The 24,916-nt window shown below is 73.1% G+C and carries 23 protein-coding genes; 10 read left to right on the top strand and 13 right to left on the bottom strand.

Features of this window, described 5'->3' with window-relative positions; translation table 11 throughout:
- Nucleotides 1-35: 35 nt before the first annotated feature.
- From OO54_RS28230 to OO54_RS28240, 3 genes are all read right to left on the bottom strand, one after another.
- A complete protein-coding gene (locus OO54_RS28230) occupies nucleotides 36-1,157 on the bottom strand; it encodes a glycosyltransferase family 4 protein (protein WP_033207846.1) in 1,122 nt (373 codons plus the stop codon).
- A gap of 243 nt (nucleotides 1,158-1,400) precedes the next feature.
- Nucleotides 1,401-2,816, bottom strand: a complete 1,416-nt coding sequence (locus OO54_RS28235) for a hypothetical protein (protein WP_033207849.1) — start codon at nucleotides 2,814-2,816, stop codon at nucleotides 1,401-1,403.
- Nucleotides 2,817-3,071: 255 nt separating this feature from the next.
- The gene (locus OO54_RS28240; RefSeq protein ID WP_033207851.1) at nucleotides 3,072-3,464 is read right to left on the bottom strand and encodes an ankyrin repeat domain-containing protein; all 393 of its coding nucleotides are present in this window, start codon (nucleotides 3,462-3,464) and stop codon (nucleotides 3,072-3,074) included.
- A gap of 345 nt (nucleotides 3,465-3,809) precedes the next feature.
- On the opposite strand from OO54_RS28240, the gene OO54_RS28245 reads away from it, so the two are divergent.
- Together OO54_RS28245 and OO54_RS28250 are read left to right on the top strand one after the other, a co-directional pair.
- Complete coding sequence (locus tag OO54_RS28245; protein WP_015032212.1) at nucleotides 3,810-4,004, top strand: hypothetical protein; 195 nt, start codon at nucleotides 3,810-3,812, stop codon at nucleotides 4,002-4,004.
- 37 nt (nucleotides 4,005-4,041) lie between these two features.
- Nucleotides 4,042-5,679: a membrane protein gene (locus OO54_RS28250; protein WP_033207853.1), complete on the top strand. Its 1,638-nt coding sequence runs from the start codon at nucleotides 4,042-4,044 to the stop codon at nucleotides 5,677-5,679.
- 84 nt (nucleotides 5,680-5,763) lie between these two features.
- On the opposite strand, the gene OO54_RS28255 is transcribed toward OO54_RS28250, so the two are convergent.
- Nucleotides 5,764-7,263 (bottom strand): SCO1417 family PLP biosynthesis transcription factor, encoded by a 1,500-nt coding sequence (locus tag OO54_RS28255; RefSeq protein ID WP_033207854.1) that lies wholly within the window; start codon nucleotides 7,261-7,263, stop codon nucleotides 5,764-5,766.
- Between the two features lie 104 nt (nucleotides 7,264-7,367).
- Between OO54_RS28255 and yczE the strand changes: the two genes are divergently transcribed.
- From yczE to OO54_RS28275, 4 genes are all read left to right on the top strand, one after another.
- Nucleotides 7,368-8,036 (top strand): membrane protein YczE, encoded by a 669-nt coding sequence (gene yczE / locus OO54_RS28260; protein ID WP_033207856.1) that lies wholly within the window; start codon nucleotides 7,368-7,370, stop codon nucleotides 8,034-8,036.
- Entirely contained in the window at nucleotides 8,033-8,797 is a 765-nt protein-coding gene (locus tag OO54_RS28265; protein WP_033207858.1) for a glycerophosphodiester phosphodiesterase family protein, read from the top strand. Before yczE ends, OO54_RS28265 begins: the two co-directional genes overlap by 4 nt.
- Before the next feature lie 40 nt (nucleotides 8,798-8,837).
- Complete coding sequence (locus OO54_RS28270) at nucleotides 8,838-10,208, top strand: MFS transporter (protein WP_017242174.1); 1,371 nt, start codon at nucleotides 8,838-8,840, stop codon at nucleotides 10,206-10,208.
- 255 nt (nucleotides 10,209-10,463) lie between these two features.
- Nucleotides 10,464-10,838, top strand: a complete 375-nt coding sequence (locus tag OO54_RS28275; RefSeq protein WP_015032218.1) for an RNA polymerase-binding protein RbpA — start codon at nucleotides 10,464-10,466, stop codon at nucleotides 10,836-10,838.
- A gap of 115 nt (nucleotides 10,839-10,953) precedes the next feature.
- On the opposite strand, the gene fxsA is transcribed toward OO54_RS28275, so the two are convergent.
- The 4 genes from fxsA to OO54_RS28295 form a co-directional block, all read right to left on the bottom strand.
- Nucleotides 10,954-11,547, bottom strand: coding sequence for an FxsA family membrane protein (fxsA, locus tag OO54_RS28280; RefSeq protein ID WP_033207861.1), 594 nt, complete (start codon nucleotides 11,545-11,547; stop codon nucleotides 10,954-10,956).
- Nucleotides 11,548-11,631: 84 nt separating this feature from the next.
- Nucleotides 11,632-12,408, bottom strand: coding sequence for a polyprenol monophosphomannose synthase (locus OO54_RS28285; protein WP_033207863.1), 777 nt, complete (start codon nucleotides 12,406-12,408; stop codon nucleotides 11,632-11,634).
- A 434-nt stretch (nucleotides 12,409-12,842) separates the two neighbouring features.
- On the bottom strand, nucleotides 12,843-14,477 hold the full coding sequence (locus tag OO54_RS28290; RefSeq protein WP_033207865.1) for an amidohydrolase: 1,635 nt from the start codon (nucleotides 14,475-14,477) through the stop codon (nucleotides 12,843-12,845).
- A gap of 68 nt (nucleotides 14,478-14,545) precedes the next feature.
- Nucleotides 14,546-14,986, bottom strand: a complete 441-nt coding sequence (locus OO54_RS28295) for an Lrp/AsnC family transcriptional regulator (protein ID WP_017242178.1) — start codon at nucleotides 14,984-14,986, stop codon at nucleotides 14,546-14,548.
- Nucleotides 14,987-15,211: 225 nt separating this feature from the next.
- Here OO54_RS28295 and OO54_RS28300 point away from each other — a divergent pair, with 225 nt between their 5' ends.
- Nucleotides 15,212-15,580, top strand: a complete 369-nt coding sequence (locus OO54_RS28300; RefSeq protein WP_033207906.1) for a hypothetical protein — start codon at nucleotides 15,212-15,214, stop codon at nucleotides 15,578-15,580.
- Between the two features lie 9 nt (nucleotides 15,581-15,589).
- On the opposite strand, the gene OO54_RS28305 is transcribed toward OO54_RS28300, so the two are convergent.
- A complete protein-coding gene (locus OO54_RS28305) occupies nucleotides 15,590-16,678 on the bottom strand; it encodes a phosphotransferase family protein (protein ID WP_033207867.1) in 1,089 nt (362 codons plus the stop codon).
- 10 nt (nucleotides 16,679-16,688) lie between these two features.
- Nucleotides 16,689-17,825, bottom strand: coding sequence for an Rv3169 family protein (locus OO54_RS28310; protein WP_033207870.1), 1,137 nt, complete (start codon nucleotides 17,823-17,825; stop codon nucleotides 16,689-16,691).
- Nucleotides 17,826-18,381: 556 nt separating this feature from the next.
- Here OO54_RS28310 and OO54_RS42560 point away from each other — a divergent pair.
- Nucleotides 18,382-18,615, top strand: coding sequence for a hypothetical protein (locus OO54_RS42560; RefSeq protein WP_051787246.1), 234 nt, complete (start codon nucleotides 18,382-18,384; stop codon nucleotides 18,613-18,615).
- Here the strand turns inward: OO54_RS42560 and OO54_RS28320 are convergent.
- The 3 genes from OO54_RS28320 to OO54_RS28330 all read right to left on the bottom strand — a co-directional run bounded on the left by OO54_RS28320 (nucleotide 18,578) and on the right by OO54_RS28330 (nucleotide 21,612).
- Nucleotides 18,578-19,765, bottom strand: a complete 1,188-nt coding sequence (locus OO54_RS28320; RefSeq protein WP_033207872.1) for an acyl-CoA dehydrogenase family protein — start codon at nucleotides 19,763-19,765, stop codon at nucleotides 18,578-18,580. The two genes, OO54_RS42560 and OO54_RS28320, sit on opposite strands and share 38 nt — an antisense overlap.
- Before the next feature lie 230 nt (nucleotides 19,766-19,995).
- Entirely contained in the window at nucleotides 19,996-20,142 is a 147-nt protein-coding gene (locus tag OO54_RS28325) for an SCO1431 family membrane protein (protein WP_106970116.1), read from the bottom strand.
- A 75-nt stretch (nucleotides 20,143-20,217) separates the two neighbouring features.
- The gene (locus tag OO54_RS28330) at nucleotides 20,218-21,612 is read right to left on the bottom strand and encodes a peptidase C39 family protein (RefSeq protein ID WP_033207876.1); all 1,395 of its coding nucleotides are present in this window, start codon (nucleotides 21,610-21,612) and stop codon (nucleotides 20,218-20,220) included.
- A 243-nt stretch (nucleotides 21,613-21,855) separates the two neighbouring features.
- On the opposite strand from OO54_RS28330, the gene OO54_RS28335 reads away from it, so the two are divergent.
- Nucleotides 21,856-22,485: a uridine kinase family protein gene (locus OO54_RS28335; protein WP_033207879.1), complete on the top strand. Its 630-nt coding sequence runs from the start codon at nucleotides 21,856-21,858 to the stop codon at nucleotides 22,483-22,485.
- Between the two features lie 342 nt (nucleotides 22,486-22,827).
- Nucleotides 22,828-24,753, top strand: coding sequence for an AAA family ATPase (locus OO54_RS28340; protein WP_033207881.1), 1,926 nt, complete (start codon nucleotides 22,828-22,830; stop codon nucleotides 24,751-24,753).
- Nucleotides 24,754-24,916: the final 163 nt, after the last annotated feature.

Raw genomic sequence — 24,916 nt, forward strand, 5'->3', positions numbered from 1 at the left:
GGCCGCACGGGCACCCTCCTCCGTACGCACACCGTTCACGCCGCCACCGCCGTCCGCTCGCGCAGGACCTCCCGGTAGTGCCCGATCAGCTCGTCGCCGAGGGCCGCCCAGGTGCGGCCCTCGACGGCGGCCCGGCCGCTCAGGCCGTAGGCGGCGCGTCTCTCCGGCGCGGCGGCGAGCGAGGCGACGGCGCTCCGCAGCGCCTCGGGGTCGCCCGGTGGGACGAGGAGTCCCGTCCGCCCCTGGGCGACCAGGTCGAGGGGCCCGCCGGCGGCCGGGGCGATGACCGGGACGCCGCTCGCCATGGCCTCCTGGACGGTCTGGCAGAAGGTCTCGAACGGGCCGGTGTGGGCGAACACGTCGAGCGAGGCGAAGATCCTGGCGAGGTCGGAGCCGGTGCGACGGCCGAGGAACCGGGCACGGGGGAGCGACGAGCGGAGCGCGGGCCCGCTCGGCCCGTCGCCGACGATCACGACCCGGACGCCGGGCAGCGCGCACACGCCGCCGAGCAGGTCCACCCGCTTCTCGGGGGCGAGGCGGCCCACGTACCCGACGAGGAGCTCCCCGTCGGGGGCGAGTTCGCGGCGCAGGGCGGCGTCGCGCAGCTCGGGCCGGAAGCGGTCGGTGTCCACCCCGCGCCCCCAGAGGCGGACGCGGCCGACGCCGTGGTCCTCCAGGTCGCGCGCGGCGGCGGACGACGGGGCGAGGGTGCGGTCCGCGGCGCCGTGCACGGCGCGAAGGCGCCGCCAGGCGGCGCCTTGGCCGGTCCCGACGTACGTGCGCGCGTAGCCCGCGAGGTCGGTCTGGTAGACGGCGACGGCGGGGATGCCGAGCCGGGCGGCTGCGGTCATCCCGCGCGCCCCGAGGACGAACGGTCCCGCGAGGTGGACGATGTCGGCGCGGTGCGCGGCGATGGCCGCGGCGACCCGGCGGCTGGGCAGGGCGACGCGTACCTGCGGATAGCCGGGCAGGGGGAGGGAGGGCACCCGGACGACGGCGCAGGGCGCGTCGGCGTCCGCCGCGGGGTCGGCGACGGCGGGGGCGATGACGAGCGGGGCGTGGCCCCGCCGGACGAGGTGGCGCGCGGTCTGCAGGGCGCAGTGCGCCACACCGTTGACGTCGGGAGGGAAGGATTCGGTGACGATGACGACACGCATACGGGTGTTGTCGTCGCACTTGGCGTGTACCCGCCGACGTCGATCTGGACGGCGGGGGAACGTCCCGTGAGCGTTCTCCGCCGTCCCCGGCGCCGGGGACGGCGCCGGCCCCTGGGGCGGGGCCGCGATCGGCGGGTTCTCCGCCGTGGGCCGCGCCGCCCCGGGGGCCGGGTGGCGGTGGCTCGGGTGCGCGAGGTCGGGCCGGGAGGGGGTGGTCGGACCTGTCGCCTGCCGGAGCCGGGGTCAGACCTGGAGGTCCGGTCCTATCCGGTTGCGCACCGCGGTCTGCACCTCGGCCTCTTCGGCCGGGTCGGCCGCGAGGCGGCGCAATCGCTCGGCGACGCGCACGTCACCGGTCTCGGCGTGCAGGGCCGCGACCTCGCGGGTGGTCTCCTCGCAGTCCCAGAGGCATTCGACGGCGAAGCCGGTCGCGAAGGTGGGGTCGGTGGCGGCGAGGGCGCGGGCCGTGCGGCCGCGCAGCTGGGAGGAGGCGGTCTCGCGGTAGACGTGGCGCAGCACGGGGGCCGCGCAGGCGATCCCGAGGCGGCCGGCTCCGTCGACGAGGACGGCGAGCTCGGGGGCGTCGGGTCCCGCGGTGCGAATGGTGCCGCGCAGGGCGCCGAGGACGAGCGTGGCGTCCTGGGCGGTGCCGCGGCAGGCGAGGACCTCGGCGGCGGCGGCTCCGAGGGCGTCGGTGCGCCGGACCCACGCGCGGGCGCGGGCGACGGCGTCCTCGCCGCACATGCGCCGGTAGGCGGCGACGGCGGCTTCGGCGACGTCGGTGGAGTCTCCGTCGGCGGCGGCCTCTACGAGGTCGAGGACGGCGGGGTCCTGTGACGCGGCGAGGTGGTGCAGGGCGGCGCCCCGCGCTCCCCTGGCGCCGTGGCGGGCGGCGGCGAGGAGTTCGGGCCGGTCCTCGGGTCCCGCGACGGCGGCGAGGCAGCGGGCGGCGGGTCCGTCGAGGACGGCACCGCGCTCGTATCCCTCCTGCGCCCAGTCGAGGACGGCTCGGACGCTCCAGCCGGGGCGGGGTCCGGCCGGGCTCATCTGGCGCTGCCAGCGGTCGAAGGAGCCCTGTTCGCGGGCGGCCCTGACCCGGGCGCCGACGGCCTCGCGCGGGTCCTCGGCCCACAGGCGCCAGGGGCGCGGCTCGTAGGCGTCGCGCACGGTGGCCGCCAGGTCGGCGTCGCCGTCCGGGCCGGCCGGGAAGCGGGCCAGGACGGGCAGGGCGAGCGCGCGGAGTCCGGCGTCGTCGTCGCGGAGTGCCAGCTCGTCCAGGGCCCAGGCCCAGTTGGTGCCGGCCGCGGCGTAGCGCCGGAGCAGGAGCAGGGCGTCCTGGCGTCCGTAGGAGGCGAGGTGTCCGAGGACGGCGAGCGCGAGCCCGGTCCGGGACTCGTCGGTGTCGAGGTGGTCCTCGGCGCCGAAGAGGTGCGCCTGGATCTCGTCGAGGCCTCCGTGGAGGTCCAGGTAGAGACGGGCGTAGTACAGGGAGCGGTTCTCGACCTGCCAGTCGTGGCGGGGGTCGTCGAGAACGCAGTGGTTGAGGGCCGCGAGGGCCTCGGCGCGTGGCGCGGCAAGGGCGTGCAGGGTGCCGTCGCCGCGGCCCCGCTGCAGCAGGCCGAGCAGGGTGCCGCTCGGCGCTATGACTGGATCGAACATGGGAAGACGCCTCACATCAAGCTGTCGACACGACCGGGGGATACCGGGATGACCCGGGTCAGGCGGTACATCTCTGTACGCCTAGGCCGTGTGGCGACATGTAGGGCCGCTCGTCGTCCTGCGCTTGCCAGTGACCATCTTCCTCTGCCTCTCGTCCGTGGCCCGATTTGCCGGGCCCGACGTCATGATGACCCACCCATTTCGCCGCCGCGACCACATTTACGATGCCGCTCTCACCTGGGGTTCAGTGCCCGTTCACCGGGATCGGAAGAGCTCCAGGAGTTCGACCTTGCCGAACATGCGGGCCGTGTCGACGGCGGACGGAGTCCCGGCTTCCGGATTTGCGCCGCCGGCGAGGAGCGCGCGGATCACCGCGTCCTCGCCCTTGAAGACCGCACCGGCCAGCGGGGTCTGGCCGCGGTCGTTGGCGCGGTCGGCGTCGGCGCCGCGCTCCAGGAGGGTGGAGACCGCGGCGGCGTGGCCGTGGTAGGCGGCGAGCATGACGAGGGAGTCGCCCTTGTCGTTGGTGAGGTCGGCGGGGACACCCGCGTCCACGTAGGCGGCCAGGGCGTCGGCGTCACCCGTGCGCGCGAGGCCGAAGACCTTGGACGCCAGCTCGATGACCTCGGGGTCCGGAGTCTCGCTCATCGGGTGGGACCGCCTCTCCTGCTGTGTTGACGCTGCCGCGTGGACCACTGTCCGGCCCCGCGCACGGCAAGCGCCGCCGTACGAGTGAATCGACAGGGTACTGCCCGTTCGGTGACATGACCGCGCCCGTCCACGGCAAAGATCACCGCAGTCCACCCCGGGCCGGAGCGCCCGGGACACCCTCTAGCGCACCCCGGGCATTTCGCCACCCGGGGAAGCGCCCGACCTCGGCCGGTCAAGTGAAATCACCCGTTTTTCACCCGCATGCACCTTTAGTCACATAGATACTTGCTGTGAACTTGGAAGGACTCATGGTGACTGTCCCCTCAACCAGGAGAACACCCAATGATCCTGTCCATCTCAGGCGTGGTCCTGCTCGGCATCATCTGCTTCCTGTTCTTCAAGAAGGACGGGATGAAGGCCTCGCACGCCCTCGTCAGCGCGCTGTTCGGCTTCTACCTCGCGGGCACCGCCATCGCCCCGAGCATCACGGCGGGCGGGCAGAGCCTCGCCGGCCTCCTGGGCGGGATCAAGTTCTGACGCCCTTCCGTCCCTTCCACCACTTCAGGAGTACTTCGTGGCCCGGCGACCACTCCCCCGCATTCTGAGCAGCGGCAGCGCACAGATCGCTCGCAGTCGAGAGATCGCGCGCACGGCCGCCGACAGCGCCACCGACGTGCTCCATCCACTGATCACGGTCACCCGTGGTCTGCGGAAGCTGGCCGCGACCGCGCGCGCCAAGTGGGCCGCGACCCCCAAGGAACGGCGTGGTCCCACGCTGCTCCTGGTCGCGGCCTGCGTCCTGGTCCTCGCCCTCATGCCGTACGGGCCGCTCCTCGCCCTCGTCACGCTCATGGGCGCGGCCGCGTGGAAAGGACGGGAACGCCCGGTCGTCAAGACCGGGCCCGACGACGCCGAGATCGCCCGCCTGAAGGGCCTGTACGAGGCCCTCGTGCCGTACTTCTCCGTCCCCGACGACCCCGCCCCGCTCTTCGCCCACGGCGGCGATTGGAGCGGCGCCTTCGCGGAGTACGCCTTCGACGAGGACGGCCGGATCACCCGGCTGCGGATCGCGTACCCGCCCTACTTCACCGACGGCGAGCCGGCCGCGCGCGCCCGCATCGAGCAGCTGCTGCACGCCAAGTCGGGGCGCGGCCGCGAGTACCGCTTCGAATGGGACGAGGAGGGCAACCTGCTCGTCATGAGCGTGCTGCCCGCCCTCACCACCGCCATCGCCGCCCAGCGCTTCGTGACCGTGCCCGGCGAGACCGTGCTCGGCTTCACCGACGCCGACGCCGTGCAGCGGACCGTGCCCGTGGTCGCCGCCGACGGGACGGAGGACGCGCCGGCCGTGGTCTGGCGCACCGGCCCCCGCTCGACCGAGCCTCACCTGCTCGTGGTCGGCCAGCCCGGCAGCGGCACCACCTCCCTGCTCCGCTCGATCGCGCTCCAGGCCCTCCCCCACGGCGACGTGCTGATCGTCGAGGGCGCCGGCACCGGCGAGTACGCCTGTCTCACCGACCGCGACGGCGTCCTCGCCGTCGAGTGCGGTCTCGCCGGCTCCCTGGCCAGTCTGGAATGGGCCGCGCACGAGACCGAGCGGCGGCTGATCGCCGCCAACCGGGCCCGGCAGGCGGGCCTGCCGGCACCGGAGGACACCCGGCGGCCGCTGTGGATCCTGCTCGACCGACCGAGCGTCCTGGGCCACCTGGCCGCCGCCGACGGCCGCCCCGACCCCCAGGAGCTGCTCCAGGTGCCGCTCCGGCACGGGCGCGCGGCGCAGGTCACGGTGGTGGTGGCCGAGCAGTTCGACAGCACGGACACGCTGGGCGAGGCGGTACGGACCCACACCAGGGCCCGGATCGTGCTCGGCCCCGCCGTGCCGGAGCAGATCACCGCCGTCCTCGGCGCGGGCCCCCACACCACGCCCACGCCCGAGGTGCCGCCCGGCCGGGGCTACGTGCGCCTCGGCGCGGGACCGGTCCTGCGCCTCCAGGTGCCGGCCACGCCCGACCCGTACGACGACGAGACGAGCGAGGCGCACCGCAAGGCGGTTCTCGACCTGCTCCCGGAGCGCCGTACGGCCGCCGTCGTCGAGACCGCCCCCGACCCGGCACCGACCCCCCGTGTCGAGGTCGATCCCACCCCCGCGCCGAGGGTCCAGCCGGATCCCGGCCCGGCCCCGCTGCACGCCCCCGTCCCCGCGGAGGGCTGAGCGGCCCGCACGACGACGGAGAGGCCGGTACGGACCCCCAGGTCCGTACCGGCCTCTCCGCGTGACGCGGGAGTCAGGCGCGCGTCACGCCACGAAGGACCGGGGCGATTCGGCTCCGCCGACCGCTCCCGACTCGACCAGGCGGGCCGCGGCGGCGAGCCGGGCGGCGGCCTCGTCCGCGACCGGTCCGCCGACGGTGAACGGCAGGCGGACGAAGCCCTCGAAGGCCCCGTCGACGCCGAACCTCGGTCCCGAGGGGACGCGGACGCCGACCCGCTCGCCGGCCTCGGCGAGCCGGGAGCCGGAGAGGCCTCCGGTGCGGACCCACAGGGTCAGTCCGCCGCGCGGCACGGCGAACTCCCATCCCGGGAGCTCCCGGGAGACCGCGGCGACGAGGGCGTCCCTGTTCTCCCGCGCCTGGTCGCGGCGGAGGGTCACGGCCTCCTCCCAGCCACCGGTCCGCATGAGCCAGTTCACGCCCAGCTGTTCCAGTACGGGGGTGCCGAGGTCCGCGTACGCGCGCGCGGCGACCAGGGAGCGGATCACGTCGGGCGCGGCCCGGACCCAGCCGATCCGCATGCCCGCCCAGAAGGCCTTGCTGGCGGAGCCGACGGTCAGCACCGTGGAGCCGGCGGGGTCGAAGGCACAGACCGGCCGGGGCATCTCCAGGTCGTCGTCGAGGTGGAGCTCGGCCATGGTCTCGTCGACGACGAGCACCGTGCCGGCCGAGCGGGCCGCCTCCACCAGCTGCCGCCGCTGGTCCTCGTCGGCCAGCGCGCCGGTCGGGTTGTGGAAGTCGGCGACGACGTACGCGAGGCGGGGCGCGGCGTCCCGCAGCACCTGGCGCCAGCGGCCCAGGTCCCAGCTGCCCAGGCCCTCGGACATGGCGACCGGCACGAGCCGGGCGCCGGCCTCCCGCATCAGCTGGAGGATGTTGGCGTACGACGGCGACTCCACGGCGATGCGCTCGCCGCGCCCCGCGAAGAGGTGGCAGATGGCGTCCATGGCGCCCATGGCGCCGGTCGTGACCATGATCTGCTCGGGCATGGTGGGGATGCCGCGGGCGGTGTAGCGGTCGGCGAGCATCTGCCGCAGCGCGGGCAGCCCGGCCGGGTAGTCCCCGTGCGTGTGGGCGTACGGCGGCAGTTCCTCCAGGGCTCCCTGGACGCCGCGGGTGAGCCAGGGCTCGGGCGCCGGAAGAGCCGCGCAGCCCAGGTCGATCATCGAGCCGAGTGCCTCCGGGGGCAGCGGTTCGAGGCCGCGCGCGGGCAGCGGGTTCCCGGCGGGCACGGCGGTCCAGCTGCCGGCCCCGCGACGCGACTCCAGGAAGCCCTCGGTGCGCAGGGCCTCGTAGGCCGCCGCCACCGTGGTCCGGCTGACGTTGAGGGAGAGGGCGAGCTCCCGCTCCGCGGGCAGGCGGGCGGCGACCGGCACACGCCCCTCCAGGACGAGCAGACGGATGCCGTCGGCCAGGGCGCGGTAGGCGGGCGGCTTACGCACGCCCGGCCCGGCGGGCCGCGGCTGCTGCGCCTGGAGCTGCCGGGCGAGCTGGGCAGGGCCCACGGCCGAAGTCCACTGAGCCATCGAAATCAGTCCACCTTCATCGAATTGGCCATGGTTGGCACCCGATCCCCAGCCACAGAGTGTCATGAGTCAGTCCACTACCACCACCCTGGGGGGGCAGTCCCTTGTCCATCGCCTCCGGCCTCCACGGCCGGCACCTCGCCCGTCGGCTCGTCCAGCTGTACGTCGGACTGACGCTGTACGGGGTCAGCTCGGCGCTGCTCGTGCGCAGCGGGCTCGGCCTCGAACCCTGGGGCGTGCTCCACCAGGGCCTCGCCGAGAAGTCCGGACTGACCATCGGTGTGGTGACGATCGCCATCGGGGCGTTGGTGCTGCTGCTGTGGATCCCGATCCGGCAGAGGCCGGGGCTCGGCACCGTCTCCAACGTGTTCGTGATCGGCCTGGCGATGGACGGCGCCCTGGCGCTGCTCCCGGAGGTCCACGGCCTGACCGGGCGGATCCCGCTGCTCCTGCTCGGCATCCTGCTCAACGGCGTGGCCACCGGTCTGTACATCGCGGCCCGGTTCGGCCCGGGTCCGCGCGACGGCCTGATGACCGGTCTGCACCGGCTGACCGGGCGGTCGATCCGCCTGGTGCGGACCGCGATCGAGATCGCCGTGGTCGCCACCGGCTTCCTGCTCGGCGGCTCGGTCGGCGTCGGCACGGTGCTGTACGCGCTCGCCATCGGTCCGCTCGCCCAGTTCTTCCTGCGCCGGTTCGCCGTACCCGAGGCGGTGACGAGTCACACACCGGTCGCCCCCGCGACACCGGAACACGCCATACTGCGCCCGTGACTCGCGTACGCCACCCCTATCTCGACCATCCCTTCCCCCTCGCGTTCGCCCACCGCGGCGGCACGGCGAACGGCCTGGAGAACACCGCGGCCGCCTTCCGCCGGGCCGACGCGGCGGGCTACCGCTACTTCGAGACCGATGTGCACACCACGTCCGACGGGGCGCTCGTCGCCTTCCACGACGCGACCCTCGATCGCGTGACGGACGCCTCGGGCCGGATCGGCGACCTGCCGTGGGCTGCGGTGAAGGAGGCCCGCGTGGCCGGCACGGAGCCCCTGCCGCTCTTCGCGGACCTCCTGGAGGAGTTCCCCGAGGCGCGCTGGAACGTGGACCTCAAGGCCGAGTCGGCCCTGGAGCCGCTGGTGGACCTGATCCGCAGGACCGGCGCCTGGGACCGGGTGTGCGTGGGCTCCTTCACCGAGTCCCGGGTGGCCCGGGCGCAGCGCCTGGCCGGCCCCCGGCTGGCCACCTCGTACGGGATGCGCGGGGTGGTCGGGCTGCGGCTGCGCTCCTGGGGCATCCCGGCGGCGCTGCGGGCCGGGGCGGTGGCGGCGCAGGTCCCGGAGCGGCAGGCCGGGATCCCGGTGGTCGACCGCCGGTTCGTGCGGGAGGCGCACGCGCGCGGGCTCCAGGTCCACGTGTGGACCGTGAACGATCCCTCCCGGATGAACTCTCTCCTCGACCTGGGGGTCGATGGCATCATGACCGATCATCTGGAGACGCTGCGCGACGTGCTCACCGAACGGGGAGCGTGGATCTGAGCGGCGTCCCGGCCACGGGGACGAACGAGGGGGCACGGCCGTGACCGCTGACACCACCGAGTCGGAGGAGTACGCCACCGACCCCGCCGAGCGGCGACGCGAGCAGCGGGGCTGGTACTTCTACGACTTCGCGTGCTCGGTGTACTCGACGAGCGTGCTGACCGTTTTCCTCGGTCCGTACCTGACGTCGGTGGCGCGGGCCGCGGCCGACGCCGAGGGGTACGTGCATCCGCTGGGCATCCCGGTCCGGGCCGGCTCGCTGTTCGCGTACACGGTGTCCGCCTCGCTCGTGGTCGCCATCCTGGTGATGCCCCTGGCGGGCGCGGCGGCGGACCGTACGGGCCGGAAGAAGCCGCTGCTCGCGGCGGCGGCGTACCTGGGCGCGACGGCCACGGCGGGGATGTTCTTCCTGGACGGCGACCGGTACCTGTTCGGCGCCTTCCTGCTCATCGTGGCCAACGCCTCGCTGTCGGTCTCGATGGTGCTCTACAACGCCTATCTGCCGCAGATCGCCGAGCCGGACGAACGGGATGCGGTCTCGTCCCGCGGCTGGGCCTTCGGCTACACGTCCGGCGCGCTGGTCCTGATCCTGAACCTGGTCCTGTACACGGGGCACGAGTCGTTCGGCCTGACCGAGGGCGAGGCGGTCCGGATCTGTCTGGCCTCGGCCGGTGTGTGGTGGGGCGCCTTCACCATCGTGCCGCTCCGGCGGCTCCGCGACCGGCGGATCGGCCCGGAGCGTCACGGCGCGGCCGGCGAGGGCGTGGTCGGGAGCGGCTGGCGCCAGCTCCGGGCGACCCTGAAGGACATGCGCCGGCATCCGCTGACGCTCTCGTTCCTGCTCGCCTACCTGATCTACAACGACGGCGTCCAGACGGTGATCTCGCAGGCCTCCGTGTTCGGTTCGGAGGAGCTGGGCCTCGACCAGACGACGCTCATCACGGCGGTCCTGCTCGTCCAGGTGCTCGCGGTGGCGGGCGCGCTCGGCATGGGGCGACTCGCCCGGTCGTACGGCGCCAAGCGGACGATTCTGGGTTCGCTGGCGGTCTGGACGCTGATCCTCGCGGCCGGCTACCTGCTGCCCGCCGACGCGCCGGTGTTCTTCTACTGCCTGGCGGCGGCGATCGGCCTGGTCCTGGGCGGCAGCCAGGCCCTGTCCCGCTCGCTCTTCTCCCATCTGGTGCCGCGCGGCAAGGAGGCGGAGTACTTCTCGGCGTACGAGATGAGCGACCGGGGGCTCAGTTGGCTAGGGCCGCTGGTGTTCGGTCTCGCGTATCAGCTGACCGGAAGCTACCGGGATGCCATCATCTCCCTGGTGATCTTCTTCGTGGTCGGCTTCGCGCTCCTCGCCCGGGTCCCGGTGCGGCGTGCGGTGGAGGCGGCGGGGAACCCGATACCGGACCGTATTTAGACGTGGCATCGAAAGGGCGGTAGTGTACGCGTTTGGCCTGCCAGGCGGACCGTTACTGCGTGCTGCTTTGGTGAAGACACCGGGTCACATCTGCCGTCAGATGTGACAAAACGGGCACTGGTGGGTACAACAAGGGGCGGCACGACGGGCGACGCATGACCCGGCACGGGAATCTTTACCGCCGACCGGACGTTGACCGGATAACGACGACAGCGACACCTGTCCTGTGGGCGACAAGCCCGGGAGGCACGATTCATGAGTGAGCGAGCTCTTCGCGGCACGCGCCTCGTGGTGACGAGCTACGAGACCGACCGCGGCATCGATCTGGCCCCGCGCCAGGCCGTGGAGTACGCATGCGAGAAGGGCCATCGTTTTGAGATGCCCTTCTCGGTGGAAGCGGAAATTCCGCCGGAGTGGGAGTGCAAGGTCTGCGGAATCCAGGCACTCCTGGTGGACGGGGACGGACCTGAGGAGAAGAAGGGCAAGCCTGCGCGTACGCACTGGGACATGCTCATGGAGCGGCGCACGCGCGAGGAGCTCGAGGAGGTCCTCGCCGAAAGGCTGGCCGTCCTTCGCTCCGGTGCGATGAACATCGCCGTTCATCCGCGCGACAGCCGCAAGTCCGCCTAGCGGGCGACCGGTAGAACAACGCCGCGGGGCCCGGTACACGATCCGTGTACCGGGCCCCGCGGCGTTTCCCGCCGCCGGCCGATCCGCGCCGACGGGTCAGGGCATCGCCGACGGGTCAGGGCATCAGGGGCGGGCGGGGGTCGTCGGCCCCGCGGCGGCCCTGGGGCGCGTCCTCGCGGATGACCTCGCCCTGCACGACCTTTCCGTCGGGCCGGTGGATGCGCGCCTGCTGGAAGGCGTCCTGGAGGCTGCCGGAAGGAGCGGCGCTCATCCGGCGCTCGACGGCCTTCTCTGCGGTACGGCCCAGGAGCGAGCGGACCTGCGGGATCAGCAGGAGCAGACCGGCCGCGTCGGAGATCAGGCCGGGGATCATCAGGAGCAGGCCGCCCAGCATCAGGAAGCCGTTGCGGTCCTCCGCGGCGGCGCGGTCCGGGGCCGGGGGCACCGCCCCGCTCTGCGCCGCGGCCTGGGCCTGCTGGAAGGTCGAGCTGAGGTTGCGGAAGGCACGGCGGCCCGCCCGCTTCATGACGGCGGCACCGAGGACGGCGCCGCCGACGAGCAGGGCGAGGACGGTCAGCCCGCCCGCCGCGTTCGCCACCACCGTGAGCAGCCAGATCTCCAGGACCAGCCAGGCGGCGACGCCGAGCGGGAGGAACGTACGCGCGCGTGAGCGCTTGGGGGCGAGGGGAGGCGTTGCGCCGGTCGTCATGGTCCCCAGTGTGCCTGGCGGCCCGCCGGAACGTCGTAAAGGAGAGATCAGCGCACACCGAGCGTGAAGAGGCCCCGAGGAGGGTCAGGAGGGCGTGCGGCCGAACAGCCCGCCGACCTTCTCCGCGCGCGCGGCCAGGCCCCAGCCCGTGACCCGCCACAGCGCCTCGACGACGATGTTGCGGCTCATCTTGGAGTCGCCGATCTCCCGCTCCACGAAGGTGATCGGGACCTCGACGACGTGGAAGCCGGCGGCGACCGCGCGGCGGGCCAGGTCGACCTGGAAGCAGTAACCGGCCGAGGCCACGTCGTCCAGACCGAGGCCCTCCAGGGTCTCCTTGCGGAAGGCCCGGTAGCCGCCGGTGACGTCGCGGATCGGCACGTCGAGCATCACGCGCGAGTAGAGGCTGCCGCCGCGGGAGATGAACTGGCGGGACTTCGGCCAGTTCACGATCCGGCCGCCGGGCACCCAGCGGGAGCCGAGCACCAGGTCCGCGCCCTTGAGGGCGGTGAGCAGTCGGGGCAGTTCCTCGGGCTGGTGGGAGCCGTCGGCGTCCATCTCCACCAGGACGCCGTAGCCGTGCTCGATGCCCCAGCGGAAGCCCGCGAGGTAGGCGGCGCCGAGCCCCTCCTTGCCCTTGCGGTGCAGGACGTGGACGTGGTCGTCCTCGTTCGCGATCTCGTCCGCGAACTTGCCCGTGCCGTCGGGACTGTTGTCGTCGGCCACGAGGACGTGCGCCTCGGGTACGGCCGCCCGGACCCTCGCGACGATCGGCCTGATGTTCTCCGCCTCGTTGTAGGTCGGGATGATCACCAAGGCCTTGCCGAGCGGGCCGTAACGCCTCTGGCCACCGTCGTTCACTACTGCCCCTTCGGATACAAACGCAGAACCCCAACCATAGCGAGGTCCCCGGAATGCTCCGCCGCGGCGGCCGTGGGGGCACGGGGCGTGCGGTGCGGGGCCCGTCGTCCTTCGGTCCGACCTGGGATCCGCTGGCTGCGGGTCGACCGAGAGCCGTTGTCTACTGAACGTCCGGGCCCCACCCGGGTCGCACCTTCCGCCGGAGAAACCTTCCCTCGCGGCCGAGGCGCGGGCGGCGTTCGGCTACTGCTGAGGCGGATTCGACCGGTCGGACGTCCTGTGGTGGACGCGGAGAACCTACCCGCCGGTGACGGGCGACTGTCAACACCCGCTTGACCTGCGGATATTCCCCATAAGGCCAGGCCAGAAGGGAAGATCCGCAGGTCGGGGACAAGCGTGCGGAGTGATGACGCGGGGTCTGAAATATCCCCATATCACTCGTTCGGTCGTACGAACACCGTCTGCCCGTACACGACCGTGCGCAGGCAGACGGGGAGTTCGGCACCGGGCGACAGATCGGGCAGGCCGGGTGTTCCGGAACGCGGGTCGGTGGACCAGCGGGCCACCCGGTCGTCGGGCGCCTGGACGAGGAGCTCCCCCGTGCGCCAGATCGCGTAGTCGGCGGGTGCGCCGGGAACGAGCGTCCCCGCGTCGTCCCGGCCCACCGCCCGCCAGCCGCCCCGGGTGTGGGCGGTGAAGGCGGCCCGGACGGAGATCCGGTGCTCCGGGGTGCGGTGGAAGGCGGCGGCCCGGACCGTGCCCCACGGGTCGAGCGGGGTGACCGGGCTGTCGGAGCCGAAGGCGAGCGGCACACCGGCGCGCAGCAGCGCCGCGTACGGGTTCAGCGTGCGGGCGCGCTCGACGCCGAGACGGTCGGCGTACATGCCGTCGTCGCCGCCCCAGAGGGCGTCGAAGGCCGGCTGCACGGAGGCCGTGAGGCCCAGCTCGGCGAAGGCCGCGATCGTCTCGGGAGTGAGCATCTCGACGTGTTCGACGCGGTGCCGGGCGGCCCTGATCCGGGCCAGGCCCAGCTTCTCGGCGGCGGCCCTGACGCCCTCGACGACCGTGGTCACGGCGGCGTCCCCGATGGCGTGGAACCCGGCCTGGAGCCCGGCCTCGGTGCAGGCCACGACATGGAGGGCGACGGCGGTCGCGTCCAGATGGGCGGCGCCCGTGTGGGCGGCGTCGGCGTGATCGGCGTACGGCTCGTGGAGGCAGGCCGTGTGCGAACCCAGGGAGCCGTCCGCGAACAGGTCGCCCGCCGCGCCCAGGGCGCCCAGGGCGCGCGCCCGCTCGACGTCGAGATCGGCCCAGTAGCCGACGACGCGGGGCCCGGCCTCGTCGCGGGCCAGGTCGAGGAGGCCGGTGAAGTCGTCCTCGGAGGAGATCTGCGGGCCGCCGCACTCGTGCAGGGTGCCGATGCCGAGGGAGGCCGCGCGGCTCCGGGCGGCGCGCTGGGCCTCCGCCCGCTGGAGCGGGGAGACGGCTCCGAAGGCGGCGGCGCGCACGGCGTGGTGCGCGTCGCCGGTGAGCGGCCGCTGCCCGTCGTGGAAACCGTCCAGGTCGCGGACGCCGGGGACCAGGTCGAGGAGGGCGGTGGTGACGACGGCCGAGTGGACGTCGATCCGGGTGAGGTAGAGCGGGCGGCCGCCGGTGAGTTCGTCGAGCTCGGACCGGGTGAGCGGCCGGCGCTCGGGCCAGCGCGAGGCGTCCCAGCCGTGACCGATGAGGATGCGGTCCGCCGGGCGGGCGGCGGCATGGGCGCGGATCAGTTCCGCCGCCTCGGCGAGCGAGGCGGCGGAGGACAGGTCGAGCCCGGTGAGGGCGAACCCGGTGGCGGTGGTGTGCACGTGCGCGTCGACGAACGCCGGGGTGACGAGCGCGCCCTCCAGGTCGACCACCTCGTCCACGCCGGAGGCGAAGGCGTCGGCCGCGCCCTCCGAGCCCACCCAGGCGACGTGCCCGCGCTCCACCACCATGGCGGTGGCGAAGGGGTCGGCGGGGCTGTGGACTTCTCCACCGCGCAGCAGCACGGTGCGGTGTTCGATGGCAGACGCGGTCTCACTCATGCGACCAGGCTAGGACCTGACCGGACCCGGTTTGTCCGGCAGGTCCCCCGGCGGGCCGGGACGGCCGGTCAGATGCGCGGCGGCCTGGCCTCGTACGGGGTGGACAGGACGACGGTCGTGCGACTGGAGACGCCGGCCTGGGAGCGGATCCGGCTGAGCAGGTGCTCCAGCTCCAGCGGCGTGGCGACCCGCACCTTGAGGATGTAGTTCTCGTCACCCGCGACGCTGTGGCAGGCCTCGATCTCGGGGATGTCCGCAAGCCGGTCGGGGGTGTCGTCGGGGGCGCTGGGGTCGAAGGGTTTGACCGAGATGAAAGCGGTGAGGGGAAGACCCACGGCCTCCGGGTCGACGACGGCGGCATAGCCGCGGATGACACCGCGCTGCTCCAGGCGTCGGACGCGCTGATGCACCGCCGACGTGGACAGGCCCGTGGCCTTGCCCAGGTCGGTGTAGCTCATGCGCCCGTCCTTGACGAGCAACTCGACGATCTGACGATCCAGCTCCTCCATGCGGTGACCCTATGGCCCCGGAGGGAGCGGGGCACAGCCGGGGGCAACCCGTATGAGGTGCTTTGGGCGTTCGCGGGGCACCTGCGACAGGCATGTGACGAACGCCACATGTTTGTCACCTGCCTGAGGTGTCCGCTCACGGTTATGCGGAGTTCCGTATGGGAAGTGCTTGCTGTGGTCGAGGCCGCACAGATCCGGCCGACCCACCCGAGGGGGAGATTCTCCATGCAGGAGCCTGTTGATTCGGTCGACACGTCCGACGAGCTCGACGCGTACGACACCTTTGAGATGTTCCGGGTCGTCTGCCCGGAGTGCGTGCAGCCCATCGCGCTGCTCGCGGACGAGGACGTGCTGCCGGAGCACGCGCTCTGCCCCACGCCGTGGAACCCCTTCGTCCTGACGGTCTGCCCGGGCACGGGTCTCTCGGCTTCCGCGGCGCGTCCCGCCGACGACACCCTGGAGGCGCAGGAGCAGGACACCGCACTGCTCCTGACGCTCCCCCAGGGCCTCGACTGGCGGACCCAGCCCTTCTCGCACGTCGGCGGTCCGGGCTCGCGTCCGATCCGGGTGCCGCAGATGCGGCGCGCGGCCTGAGGCCGTCGTCTACCAGTAGCTTCCCCGCACCATCGCCGCGAGCGTGGCGTGGTGCAGGATCAGTCCGTCCGGATCCGCGGGGACCTCGACCTCGCCGAAGTGGGCCTGCCGGTACGCGATCCTGAGCATCACGATCGCGTGCCGCAGCGCCGCGTACAGGGTGTGGAACTCCATGTCCCTCGGGGTGTGTCCGGTCAGTTCCGCGTAGCGCCGCTCCACCGCTTCGCGCTTCAGGAAGCCGGGCAGCCCGGGCTGGCCGAAGCCGACGGTGAGGTCCTGGAAGAAGCGGTGCAGGTAGACCGCCCAGCCGAGGTCGACCTCGCGCGGGACGCAGGCGGCCATCTCCCAGTCGAGGACGGCCGCGGGCGTGAACCCGTCGTAGACGATGTTCCCGATCCGCGCGTCGCCCCAGCCGAGGACGGCGTCGCCCTCGTCGGCGGGCCAGTGCGCCTCGAGCCAGTCGAAGGCCGACTCGATGAGCGGCGACGGGGCCAGTCCGTCCACCACCCAGGCGTAGTAGGCGCGCTGGGCGTCGACATGGCGGCGCAGCGGGCTCCCGACGCCGTCCGGCAGCAGGAACTCGGCCTCCTTCGCCGGGAACTGGTCGTGCAGTCGGGCCAGCACGGAGACGGATTCGGCTTCGAGCAGGGCGCGTTCGGCGTCGGTGGCGGCGTGCAGCCAGTTCCCCTCGTACGTGTAGGGCATGACGTCCGGTGGCACCCGGCCCTCGGCGCGGGCCATCACGAAGAAGGGTGCGCCGAGCGGCTCCGGGTCTTCCTCCAGCCAGAGCACGCGCGGCACGGGGACGTCCGTGTGCTCGCCGACCAGGCGCATGACCCGGTGCTGACGGGCCATGTCGTACACGGGGAAGACGGTGTACGCGGCGGGGTCGGCGGCCAGCCGCAGGGCGCACCCGCGCACGGGCGCGTCCGGGTGGTCGAGGTCGAAGAGCAGGGTCTCGCTGGACATGCCGTTGGAACCGGGAACGGCGAGGCCTGAGACCGTCGCCCCGGGCAGACGCCGGTCCAGCCAGGCGGTGAGCCGGCGGCCGAGCTCCTCGGGGTCGCGGGTGCTGGTGCGGGGGCGTGGCGTGGTCAAGCGACCCTCCTCAGCGTGCTGTTGACGTGTGGTCGGCGAAGCCGCTGGGGTCGTGGCGGCCGAAGGAGCCGTGCTCGAAGATGCCGTAACCGGTGTGGCCGTCGAGGGTGAAGCGAGCCGCGTGGTCGGTGACGCCGTAGGCGGCCACCGGATGGGCCGCGGGATCCGAGAGGTCATAGACGCGCCGGTCGGTCCAGCCCCGGCCCTGCCAGCTGCCGTGCTGCCAGTCGGTCGCGGGCGGGTATCCGGCGCCGACGGCGAGCGGGGAGGAGGCGAGGATCTCCACGCCGATCTCCAGGGGCTTTCCTGCCGGGTCGGCGAGGTGGACGACGGCCCCTTCGGGGTGCCGGGTACCGGGGCGGTAGGTGATGTCGGTGCGGGGCCAGCCGAGCTGGGTGTCGCGGCGGCCGTTGCGTACGAGCAGGGCCTCGTTGAGCGTGCGGTAGCCGTCGGCGTCCTCCTGCGCGATGACCATGACGAACCGGTCCTCGAAGCGCATCGGGATCCAGAGCCAGTGGAACCCCTCGGGACGGAACTCGGCGGCGCGGCCGGGCTCCTCGCCGGGGAGGGGGCGCACCCCCCAACTGCGGTCACGGGTTCCTGTCCACTCCCCCGCCGTGACCGTGAACTCCTGCCCGCCGGCCCTGATCGTGCCCGCGCAGTGTCCGGCCTGGACGAAGCGGCGGCCTTCGAGGGTGAGCCGGCCGCCGTGGCGCTGGGTGTGGTGGGGCTCCCACACGGCGGGGAAGTCGCCGGTCCAGGTGAGGTCGAAGGCGAGCCCTTCCGGGTCGTCCGGGTCGGCCTCGCACCGCAGGGAGAGCCGCTTGAGCGGTTCGTCGACGGTGATGGTCAACGGGCCGACGGAGAGGTTCATCCGGTCGTCGCCGAGGGCGTCGGAGGCACGGACCGCGTGCAGCAGGTCTCCGGTGCGCAGGGTGGCGTACGCGTCCACGACCCCGGCGTTGGGGTAGACACCGAGCCCGGCGATGAGCAGGGCGCGGCCCTCGTGGTCGAAGACGTGGAAGATGCACCGGTCGTAGGCGTTGCGGTCGCCGCTGACGTGGTGCTTCATCGAGAGCGGTGCCTGGTGCACGGGGTATTCGTCGAGGGCGACGGGCCGGTCGTCGGCGTGCCGGTGCACGGACATGGCTGACCTCCTGGTCTGCGGGCGTGCTTCCGCGAGAAGATCTGACGGTACGTCAGCTGCGGGACGGGGGGCCAGAGTCGTGCAGCGGGTACCGGGCGAACTGCCGCTCGAATCCATACGGCGGTGACCCCCGCCGTCGGAGCGCGTTGGTCCCGGTATGACCACGCTGTACACGACACCCAGCGGTTTCGGTCGGCACCGGCAAGCCGAGCCGCACCCTGAAGAATCGGTTCCTCACACGCTGCCGGCCCCGTCCGAGCCGCTTCCGGCGACCGCGCCGCCGCCTCTTCCTGCGGTGCAGTCCGCGCCCCTTCCGGCGGCCGGTCCGTTGCCCCTGCCACAGGCCGCGCCGTCACCCCTGACGCCGGTGCAGTCCGCGCCGCTTCCGCCCGTGCAGTCCGCCCCCCTTCCGCCGGTGCAGTCCCCGCCGGTGCAATCCCCGCCGCTGCCGCCGGCCGCGACCACCGGCACCGCCTCCACACCCACGCCCACACCCACGCCCACCCTCGTGCCGGGGGCGGCGCCGAGACCGGCGCCCGTACCGATGCCCACGCCCGTGCCGGTACCCACACCCGTACCCGTACCCGCACAGACGCAGCTCTCCGCGCCCGCCCCCGTCCCCGCCGACCCGCCCATCTACCGGGACGTCTTCTCGCTCTGGGCCAGCCACGGTCGCACCCTCCCCGGCCGTCGCGACCAGGAGTGGATCCGGCTCGCGGCCGGCCCGGTCTGGGCCGACCGCACCGTGCGCGTCAGCGGGACTCTGGTCCGACAAGGTGACGCGCGATGACCACCCGCTGGATCTGATTGGTCCCCTCGACGATCTGCAGCATCTTGGCCTCGCGCAGGTAGCGCTCCACGGGGAAGTCCGCCGTGTAGCCGTACCCCCCGAGCACCTGCACCGCGTCCGTCGTGACCTGCATGGCGGCGTCCGTACAGAACAGCTTGGCCATCGCCGCATGCCGTCCGAAGGGCCGGCCCTCGTCCCGGCGCCGGGCCGCCTCCAGATACAGCGCCCGACCCGCCTCGACCCGGGTCGCCATGTCGGCGAGCAGGAAGCGCAGCCCCTGGAAGTCGCTGATCGGCCGCCCGAACTGGCGCCGCTCCCCCGCGTACGCGACGGCCTCGTCCAAGGCCGCCTGGCCGAGCCCCACCGCACAGGCGGCGATGCCCAGCCGCCCCGAGTCCAGGGCGTCCAGCGCGATCGCGAACCCCTGCCCCTCCCGCCCGATCCGCCGCGCGTCCGCCACCCGCACCCCGTCGAAGTGGAGCTGCGCCGTGGGCGACCCCTTCATGCCCATCTTCCGCTCGGGAGGCGCCGCCGTCAGCCCCGGCGCGTCCCCCGGCACCAGGAACGCGGAGATCCCTCGCGCGCCGGGTCCCCCGGTCCTGGCCATCACCGTGCAGAAGTCCGCGATCCCACCATGGGTGATCCACGCCTTGGTGCCGTCGATCACCCAGTCGCCGCCGGATCCCTCACCTCCCTCCCGGACGGCCCGGGTCCGCAGCGCCGCCGCGTCCGATCCGGCGGAGGGCTCGGAAAGGCAGTACGCGCCCAGGAGGCCGCCCCCCAGCATCGCGGGCAGGTGCGCGGACCGCTGCCCGTCGGTGCCGTAGCCGGCGAGCGCGTGGCAGGAGAGTGTGTGGACACTGACCCCGAGGCCCACGGTGAGCCGCGCCGCGGCGAGCTCCTCCAGCACCTGGAGGTACACCTCGTACGGCTGACCGCCCCCGCCGTACTCCGGGTCGTAAGGCAGCCCGAGCAGGCCCGACCGGGAGAGCAGCACGAACAACTCACGCGGAAAGCGCCCGGCGGCCTCCTCCTCCGCGGCCTGCGGAGCGATCTCCCTGCGGGCGATGTCGCGCACCAGGGCGAGCAGCTCCCTGGCCCCATCGGTGGGCAATCGGCGTTCCACGCCGTCCGCCGTGCTCTCGGACATGGCCGGGCGCTCCTCCCTGCCGTGGCGCGAGCGGTACGCGCGCGGGCTCACCGGAATCCCGGGGAGTATGCCCCTCCACCGCCCCCGCCTCACGCCGCCACCACCGAATCACACGGCTGCCAGCCGGAAAGCACCGACCTCAGGGGGCTTCTCGATCAGGCCGGTCTCCACGACCGCCGACCGTTCACCCCCGACCCACACGAGGCCCCGACCCACACGAGGCCCCCGCCTCACATGAGGCCCGCCCTCGTCACGAGCACGGCAAGCAGGACGACCAGCGTCCAGCCGAGCACGTGCTCCAGGATCTTCGGTCCGTCATCGCGGGGCCCGCCCGTCCTGGCACGGGTCAGGAAACGGGCATACGTGGTGGAAGTCATGCCGACCACCTTGCGCCACGAGGGCGGCCCCAGGGTAGAGACGTCGGTCACGTCCCCCGCGGCCGCCCCACCCCCTCAGCCGACCCCGAGGGCCGCCAGAGCCTTGCGCTGAGCGGGCGAGGGCCGATCGGGGAAGTACAGGTAACAGACCCCTCCTGTGCCGGAGACCACTTTGCCGCTCGCGTTGTAGCGCTTGGTGCGGAGCCAGATGTTCTCCCATTCGCGGCGGGGGTAGACGCGGCGGACGGCGGGGTTGGTGGGGGAGGCGGGGTCGTTGGCGATGATGTCGCCGGTGGGGGTGAAGCCGATGACGGTCATGAGGTGGCCGGAGGTGCCGTAGCCGGCGCCGGGGAGTTCGTCCTTGCGGAAGGACTGGGACGTTATGGCGGGGATGCCGGCGCGGATGAGGGATTCGAGCTCGGTGAGGGAGCGGAGGCGGGTGACGACGGCGTTCATGTCGGGGTAGGTGGCGGCGTAGGCGGCGTTGAAGGGCCAGTTGCCGCAGCCCTGGTACTGGTGGTCGTAGGTGAAGCGGGCCGCGTGGCAGACCTGGGGGTCGGCGAAGGCCGGGTCGACCCAGGCCAGTTCTTCGGCCGAGGGGCGGCGGCCCCAGTACTCGACGATCATCTGGGAGGAGGTCGGACTGCACCAGGCCTCGCCGCCGTTGTCGTACTCGGGGTACTGACCGACGTGGGTGTTCTGCGAGTAGCGCGGCACGATCAGCTCGTGGGCGAGGCCGGGCGCGGAGGCCGGGACGGTGAAGCGGTCGGGGACGTCGGAGGCCATCGCGCCGATGCGCCACACCTTCGGGGTGAGGCCGCTGCCCGGGGTGCGGTACAGCGTCAGGCGGAGGCGGTACGAGAGCAGCCGGAGGCCGCTCGCCGTGTCGTCGATCGCGAACGTGTCGGTCCACACGGTGCTCTTGCCGTCGGTCTGGTCGTCGACCGAGGTGCGCCGGATGTCGTCGTCGCCGGACGCCCAGCGGCCCAGTACGTACCAGGGGGTCGTCGTTCCGTCGGAGTAGGCGCCCGACAGCTCGACCTGGAGCCAGGTGCCCGGCGGCGTGTGGGCGTTCCAGGAGGCGATCACCTCCGTGGCGGGCACGGTCGAGGTGTGGACGGGAGAGGTCCAGGTCGCGTACTCCCACGGGGCGGTCCGCCCCGTGTGCGGGTCGGTGAGCTCCACCCGCCCGGCCGGGGCGGCGAGGACCAGGCCGGGGCGTTGGCCGGCGAGCGCCTTCGTGCCGGCCGCGGCGCCGCAGCGCCAGTCCGTGTACGAGGACCAGAAGCGGTTGTCGACGATGCCGGGCTCCGGGTCATGGCCCCTGTCGTCCGCGCCGACCGGCGCGGTGTCCGGCTCGACGGCCGTCGAGCCGTCGGAAGCGGTGGCGGGCGCGGCGGCCGCGGCCGTTCCGGCGGCGGCCGCGAGGGCCGCGGCGAGGAGGGTTCTGCGCGGGGTGGAACTGGTCATGGGCGGTGACCCCCAGTCGAGAACGGTGAGCGTACGGGCCTGTGGCGAGACGGGGCGTTGGGGTGTACGGAGCTGCCGCGCGGCCCACTATCCCGGCTGGGGCGGGGCGTCCGCCAGCACTTCGACCCCGCGTCGCGTGACCAATATTGGCCTGGACCACTGACGGCGGCACCTGTCTGACCTGCGGCGGCCTTCCGCTCCCCCATTCGGTCCGACCGACGGGACGCCCCCTAGGCTGGACCCATGGACGACCTCGACCGCGCCGCTCAGGCGCTGCTCCGGCTGCCGCCCTCCTGCGGACCGGTCCGGCTGGTCGCGGTCGACGGGCACGCGGGCTCCGGCAAGTCGACGCTCGCGGCCGGACTCTCCGCCGCGCTCGGGGACGCGCCCGTGCTGCACCTCGACGATCTCGCCACGCACGAGGAGCTCTTCGAGTGGGGCGGCCGGCTGCGGGAGCAGGTCCTGGAGCCCCTCTCCCGCGGGGAGACGGCGGCGTACCGCCCGTACGACTGGCGGCTGCGGCGGTTCGGAGCGGCGCGGGAGCTCCCGGCGGCTCCGGTGGTCCTGGTGGAGGGCGTGGGTGCGGGGCGGCGGGCGGTGCGGCCGTTCCTCGCGTGGCTGCTGTGGATGGAGCGCGGGGCGGAGGAGTCCTGGGCGCGGGGACGCCACCGGGACGGCGCGGAGCAGGCGGCGTTCTGGGACGGGTGGACGGTGGCGGAGACTCGCCACTTCGCGGAGGACCCCTCCAGGCCCGTCGCCGACACCTTGGTACGGGAGTGTCCGGAGGGGTACGACTGGCTTCCCGGGCCCGGTGTGACAGCGGGCGCGGACCAGATCATCACGCACCGTGACGGCTCTCTGTTCGCGAACTGAGCGGCCGGAAGTCCGCTTCCGCAAGTGCCTCGAGGCCGCTTGACCCAAGGGGCGTACTGGTCTTACGTTCTGAATGTGCGGCTTTTCGGAGCCGCAGCGGACACGAAGCCCCCGGTTGTTCCCCCGTGATCGGGGGCTTCGTTCTGCCCTCGGAAGCCCCCTCGAGGACCTTTCGAGCCCCCTTCAAGCCCCCTTCGAGGGCCCTTGGCGACCCCTGATGCTCACCCAGGGTCACCGCTTCCGGATCATGTGCTTCTCCTTAAGCACACACCCCCTGCGCAGGTACGATGCCCCCAGGTGCGGTCAAATCCCGTCCATGCGATGACGGTTGTGGGGGACCCGATGGACATCGGCACGCAGGGCTCGCAGGCCCCGGCCGAGCTCGCCTGGCTGCGCGGAGTCGACGCCTACACGATGGGCGCCTATCCGCAGGCGGAGGACGAGTTCCGGACCGCGGTACGGATCGATCCCGGGATGGCGGACGCCTGGCTCGGGCTGCACGCGCTCCGGGTCGACACCACGACCGCGCTGCTGCGCATGTACCGGAACCGCGAGCGCTTCGGCGAGCAGCGGTCACGGTACCGGCGCACCCTGAACTCCTGGTACTGGCTCGGCTGGTGGGTGCAGCCCGTCCTGGAGAGCCCGCGCGACCTGCTGCTCGCGCACGCCTCCCACTGGCTCGACGGGCGGCACGTACCGGAGCTCGACCGGGCCCTCGCGGGGCTCCCGCCGGTCGACACCGACCCCCAGGTGCGCTTCCTGCACGCCTGCCGCGCGTATCTCGTCAAGGACTGGGACCAGTTGATCCGGCACACCGAGACGCTCGTCGACGACCCGCTGCTCGGCATCGAGGCCGGGCTCTTCGGCGGGATGGCCCGGGTGCGCCTGGAGATGTACAGCCAGGCCGAACCGCTCCTCTCCGCCTCGCTGATGCGCTGCCGCAGCGAGCAGCCGCAGCGCAAGGAGCTGCGCTACTGGCTCGCCAGGGCCCACGAGGGCACCGGGCGCAGCGCCGCCGCCCTGCCGCTCTACCGGGCCGTGCACCGGATCGACCCGGCGTTCATGGACACGGCCGCGCGGCTCGCGGCGATCGCCGAGTACGACGGGTTCGAGGGCTACGACGGCGTGGACGACCCCGCCGGGCTCGCGACGGTCGCCCTGGGGACCCTCGGCGGCGGCCTCGGCCAGGAGGCGACGGACGCGGTGCCGGGCGCCGAACCCGACGCCGCCGGCCTCGGCGACGGGCTGCGGCTCGCGCCCGAGCCCGTACCTCCGGTCGCCCCGGTCACGCCGCCGGAGACCGTACGGCAGAAGGCCCCTCTCCCCCACCAGCCGGCGCCGCGCTTTCCGGCCGGGCCCACCGATCCGGTGCTGCTCGCGGAAGCGCTCGCCGAACTGGAGGGCATGGTCGGCCTCGAACCGGTGAAGCGTCAGGTCAAGGCGCTCTCGGCCCAGTTGGAGATGGCACGCCTCCGCGCCGGGCAGGGTCTGCCGGTCCAGCCGCCCAAGCGGCACTTCGTGTTCTCCGGCCCCTCGGGCACCGGCAAGACCACCGTCGCCCGGATCCTGGGCCGGGTCTTCTACGCGCTCGGGCTGCTCGGCGGCGACCACCTCATTGAGGCCCAACGGGCCGATCTGGTCGGCGAGTTCCTGGGCCAGACGGCGGTCAAGGCCAATGAGCTGATCGACTCGGCCGTCGGCGGGGTGCTCTTCGTGGACGAGGCCTACGCGCTCTCGAACACCGGCTACAGCAAGGGCGACGCCTACGGCGACGAGGCCCTCCAGGTGCTCCTGAAGCGGGCCGAGGACAACCGCGACCACCTGGTGGTGATCCTGGCCGGCTACCCCGAGGGCATGGACCGGCTCCTCAACACCAACCCCGGGCTCTCCTCCCGCTTCACCACCCGGGTCGACTTCCCCTCGTACCGGCCGCCGGAGCTCACCGCCATCGGCGAGGTGCTCGCCGCGGCCGACGGCGACGGCTGGGACGACGAGGCCCTGGACGAGCTGCGCTCGATCAGCGGGCACGTCGTCGAGCAGGGCTGGATCGACGAACTCGGCAACGGCCGCTTCCTGCGCACCCTGTACGAGAAGTCCTGCGCCTACCGCGACCTGCGGCTCTCCGGCTACCCGGGCACCCTCACCCGGGAGGACCTCGCCACCCTCCGGCTGCCCGACCTCATGCAGGCGTACGGCGAGGTCCTGTCGGGCCGCGGTCCGACCGACCGCGGCCCACAGCAGGAGCCACCGGGCTACCAGGGGTACTAGGGCCTGCCTGACAATTCGCGTCGGATCAGGCCGGGTCGTTCGGTGCGTGCGATCGGCGTGCGGTCGGGGCGCCCTCGTAGCGGAGCTACTGGGGCGTTTCGGCCGTGCGGCGAGCGTGCGTGCCGGGCGGGCCGGACCCGACGGGAATTGTCAGACAGGCCCT

The sequence above is a fragment of the Streptomyces wedmorensis genome, assembly GCF_000716445.1.
GTDB lineage: Bacteria > Actinomycetota > Actinomycetes > Streptomycetales > Streptomycetaceae > Streptomyces > Streptomyces wedmorensis.

Coding starts and splice junctions, on each gene's coding strand:
- OO54_RS28230 (WP_033207846.1), bottom strand. CDS start 1,157: ATGCGTGTCGTCATCGTCACCGAATCCTTCCCTCCCGACGTCAACGGT.
- OO54_RS28235 (WP_033207849.1), bottom strand. CDS start 2,816: ATGTTCGATCCAGTCATAGCGCCGAGCGGCACCCTGCTCGGCCTGCTG.
- OO54_RS28240 (WP_033207851.1), bottom strand. CDS start 3,464: ATGAGCGAGACTCCGGACCCCGAGGTCATCGAGCTGGCGTCCAAGGTC.
- OO54_RS28245 (WP_015032212.1), top strand. CDS start 3,810: ATGATCCTGTCCATCTCAGGCGTGGTCCTGCTCGGCATCATCTGCTTC.
- OO54_RS28255 (WP_033207854.1), bottom strand. CDS start 7,263: ATGGCTCAGTGGACTTCGGCCGTGGGCCCTGCCCAGCTCGCCCGGCAG.
- OO54_RS28275 (WP_015032218.1), top strand. CDS start 10,464: ATGAGTGAGCGAGCTCTTCGCGGCACGCGCCTCGTGGTGACGAGCTAC.
- fxsA (WP_033207861.1), bottom strand. CDS start 11,547: ATGACGACCGGCGCAACGCCTCCCCTCGCCCCCAAGCGCTCACGCGCG.
- OO54_RS28290 (WP_033207865.1), bottom strand. CDS start 14,477: ATGAGTGAGACCGCGTCTGCCATCGAACACCGCACCGTGCTGCTGCGC.
- OO54_RS28295 (WP_017242178.1), bottom strand. CDS start 14,986: ATGGAGGAGCTGGATCGTCAGATCGTCGAGTTGCTCGTCAAGGACGGG.
- OO54_RS28300 (WP_033207906.1), top strand. CDS start 15,212: ATGCAGGAGCCTGTTGATTCGGTCGACACGTCCGACGAGCTCGACGCG.
- OO54_RS28310 (WP_033207870.1), bottom strand. CDS start 17,825: ATGTCCGTGCACCGGCACGCCGACGACCGGCCCGTCGCCCTCGACGAA.
- OO54_RS28320 (WP_033207872.1), bottom strand. CDS start 19,765: ATGTCCGAGAGCACGGCGGACGGCGTGGAACGCCGATTGCCCACCGAT.
- OO54_RS28325 (WP_106970116.1), bottom strand. CDS start 20,142: ATGACTTCCACCACGTATGCCCGTTTCCTGACCCGTGCCAGGACGGGC.
- OO54_RS28330 (WP_033207876.1), bottom strand. CDS start 21,612: ATGACCAGTTCCACCCCGCGCAGAACCCTCCTCGCCGCGGCCCTCGCG.
- OO54_RS28335 (WP_033207879.1), top strand. CDS start 21,856: ATGGACGACCTCGACCGCGCCGCTCAGGCGCTGCTCCGGCTGCCGCCC.
- OO54_RS28340 (WP_033207881.1), top strand. CDS start 22,828: ATGGACATCGGCACGCAGGGCTCGCAGGCCCCGGCCGAGCTCGCCTGG.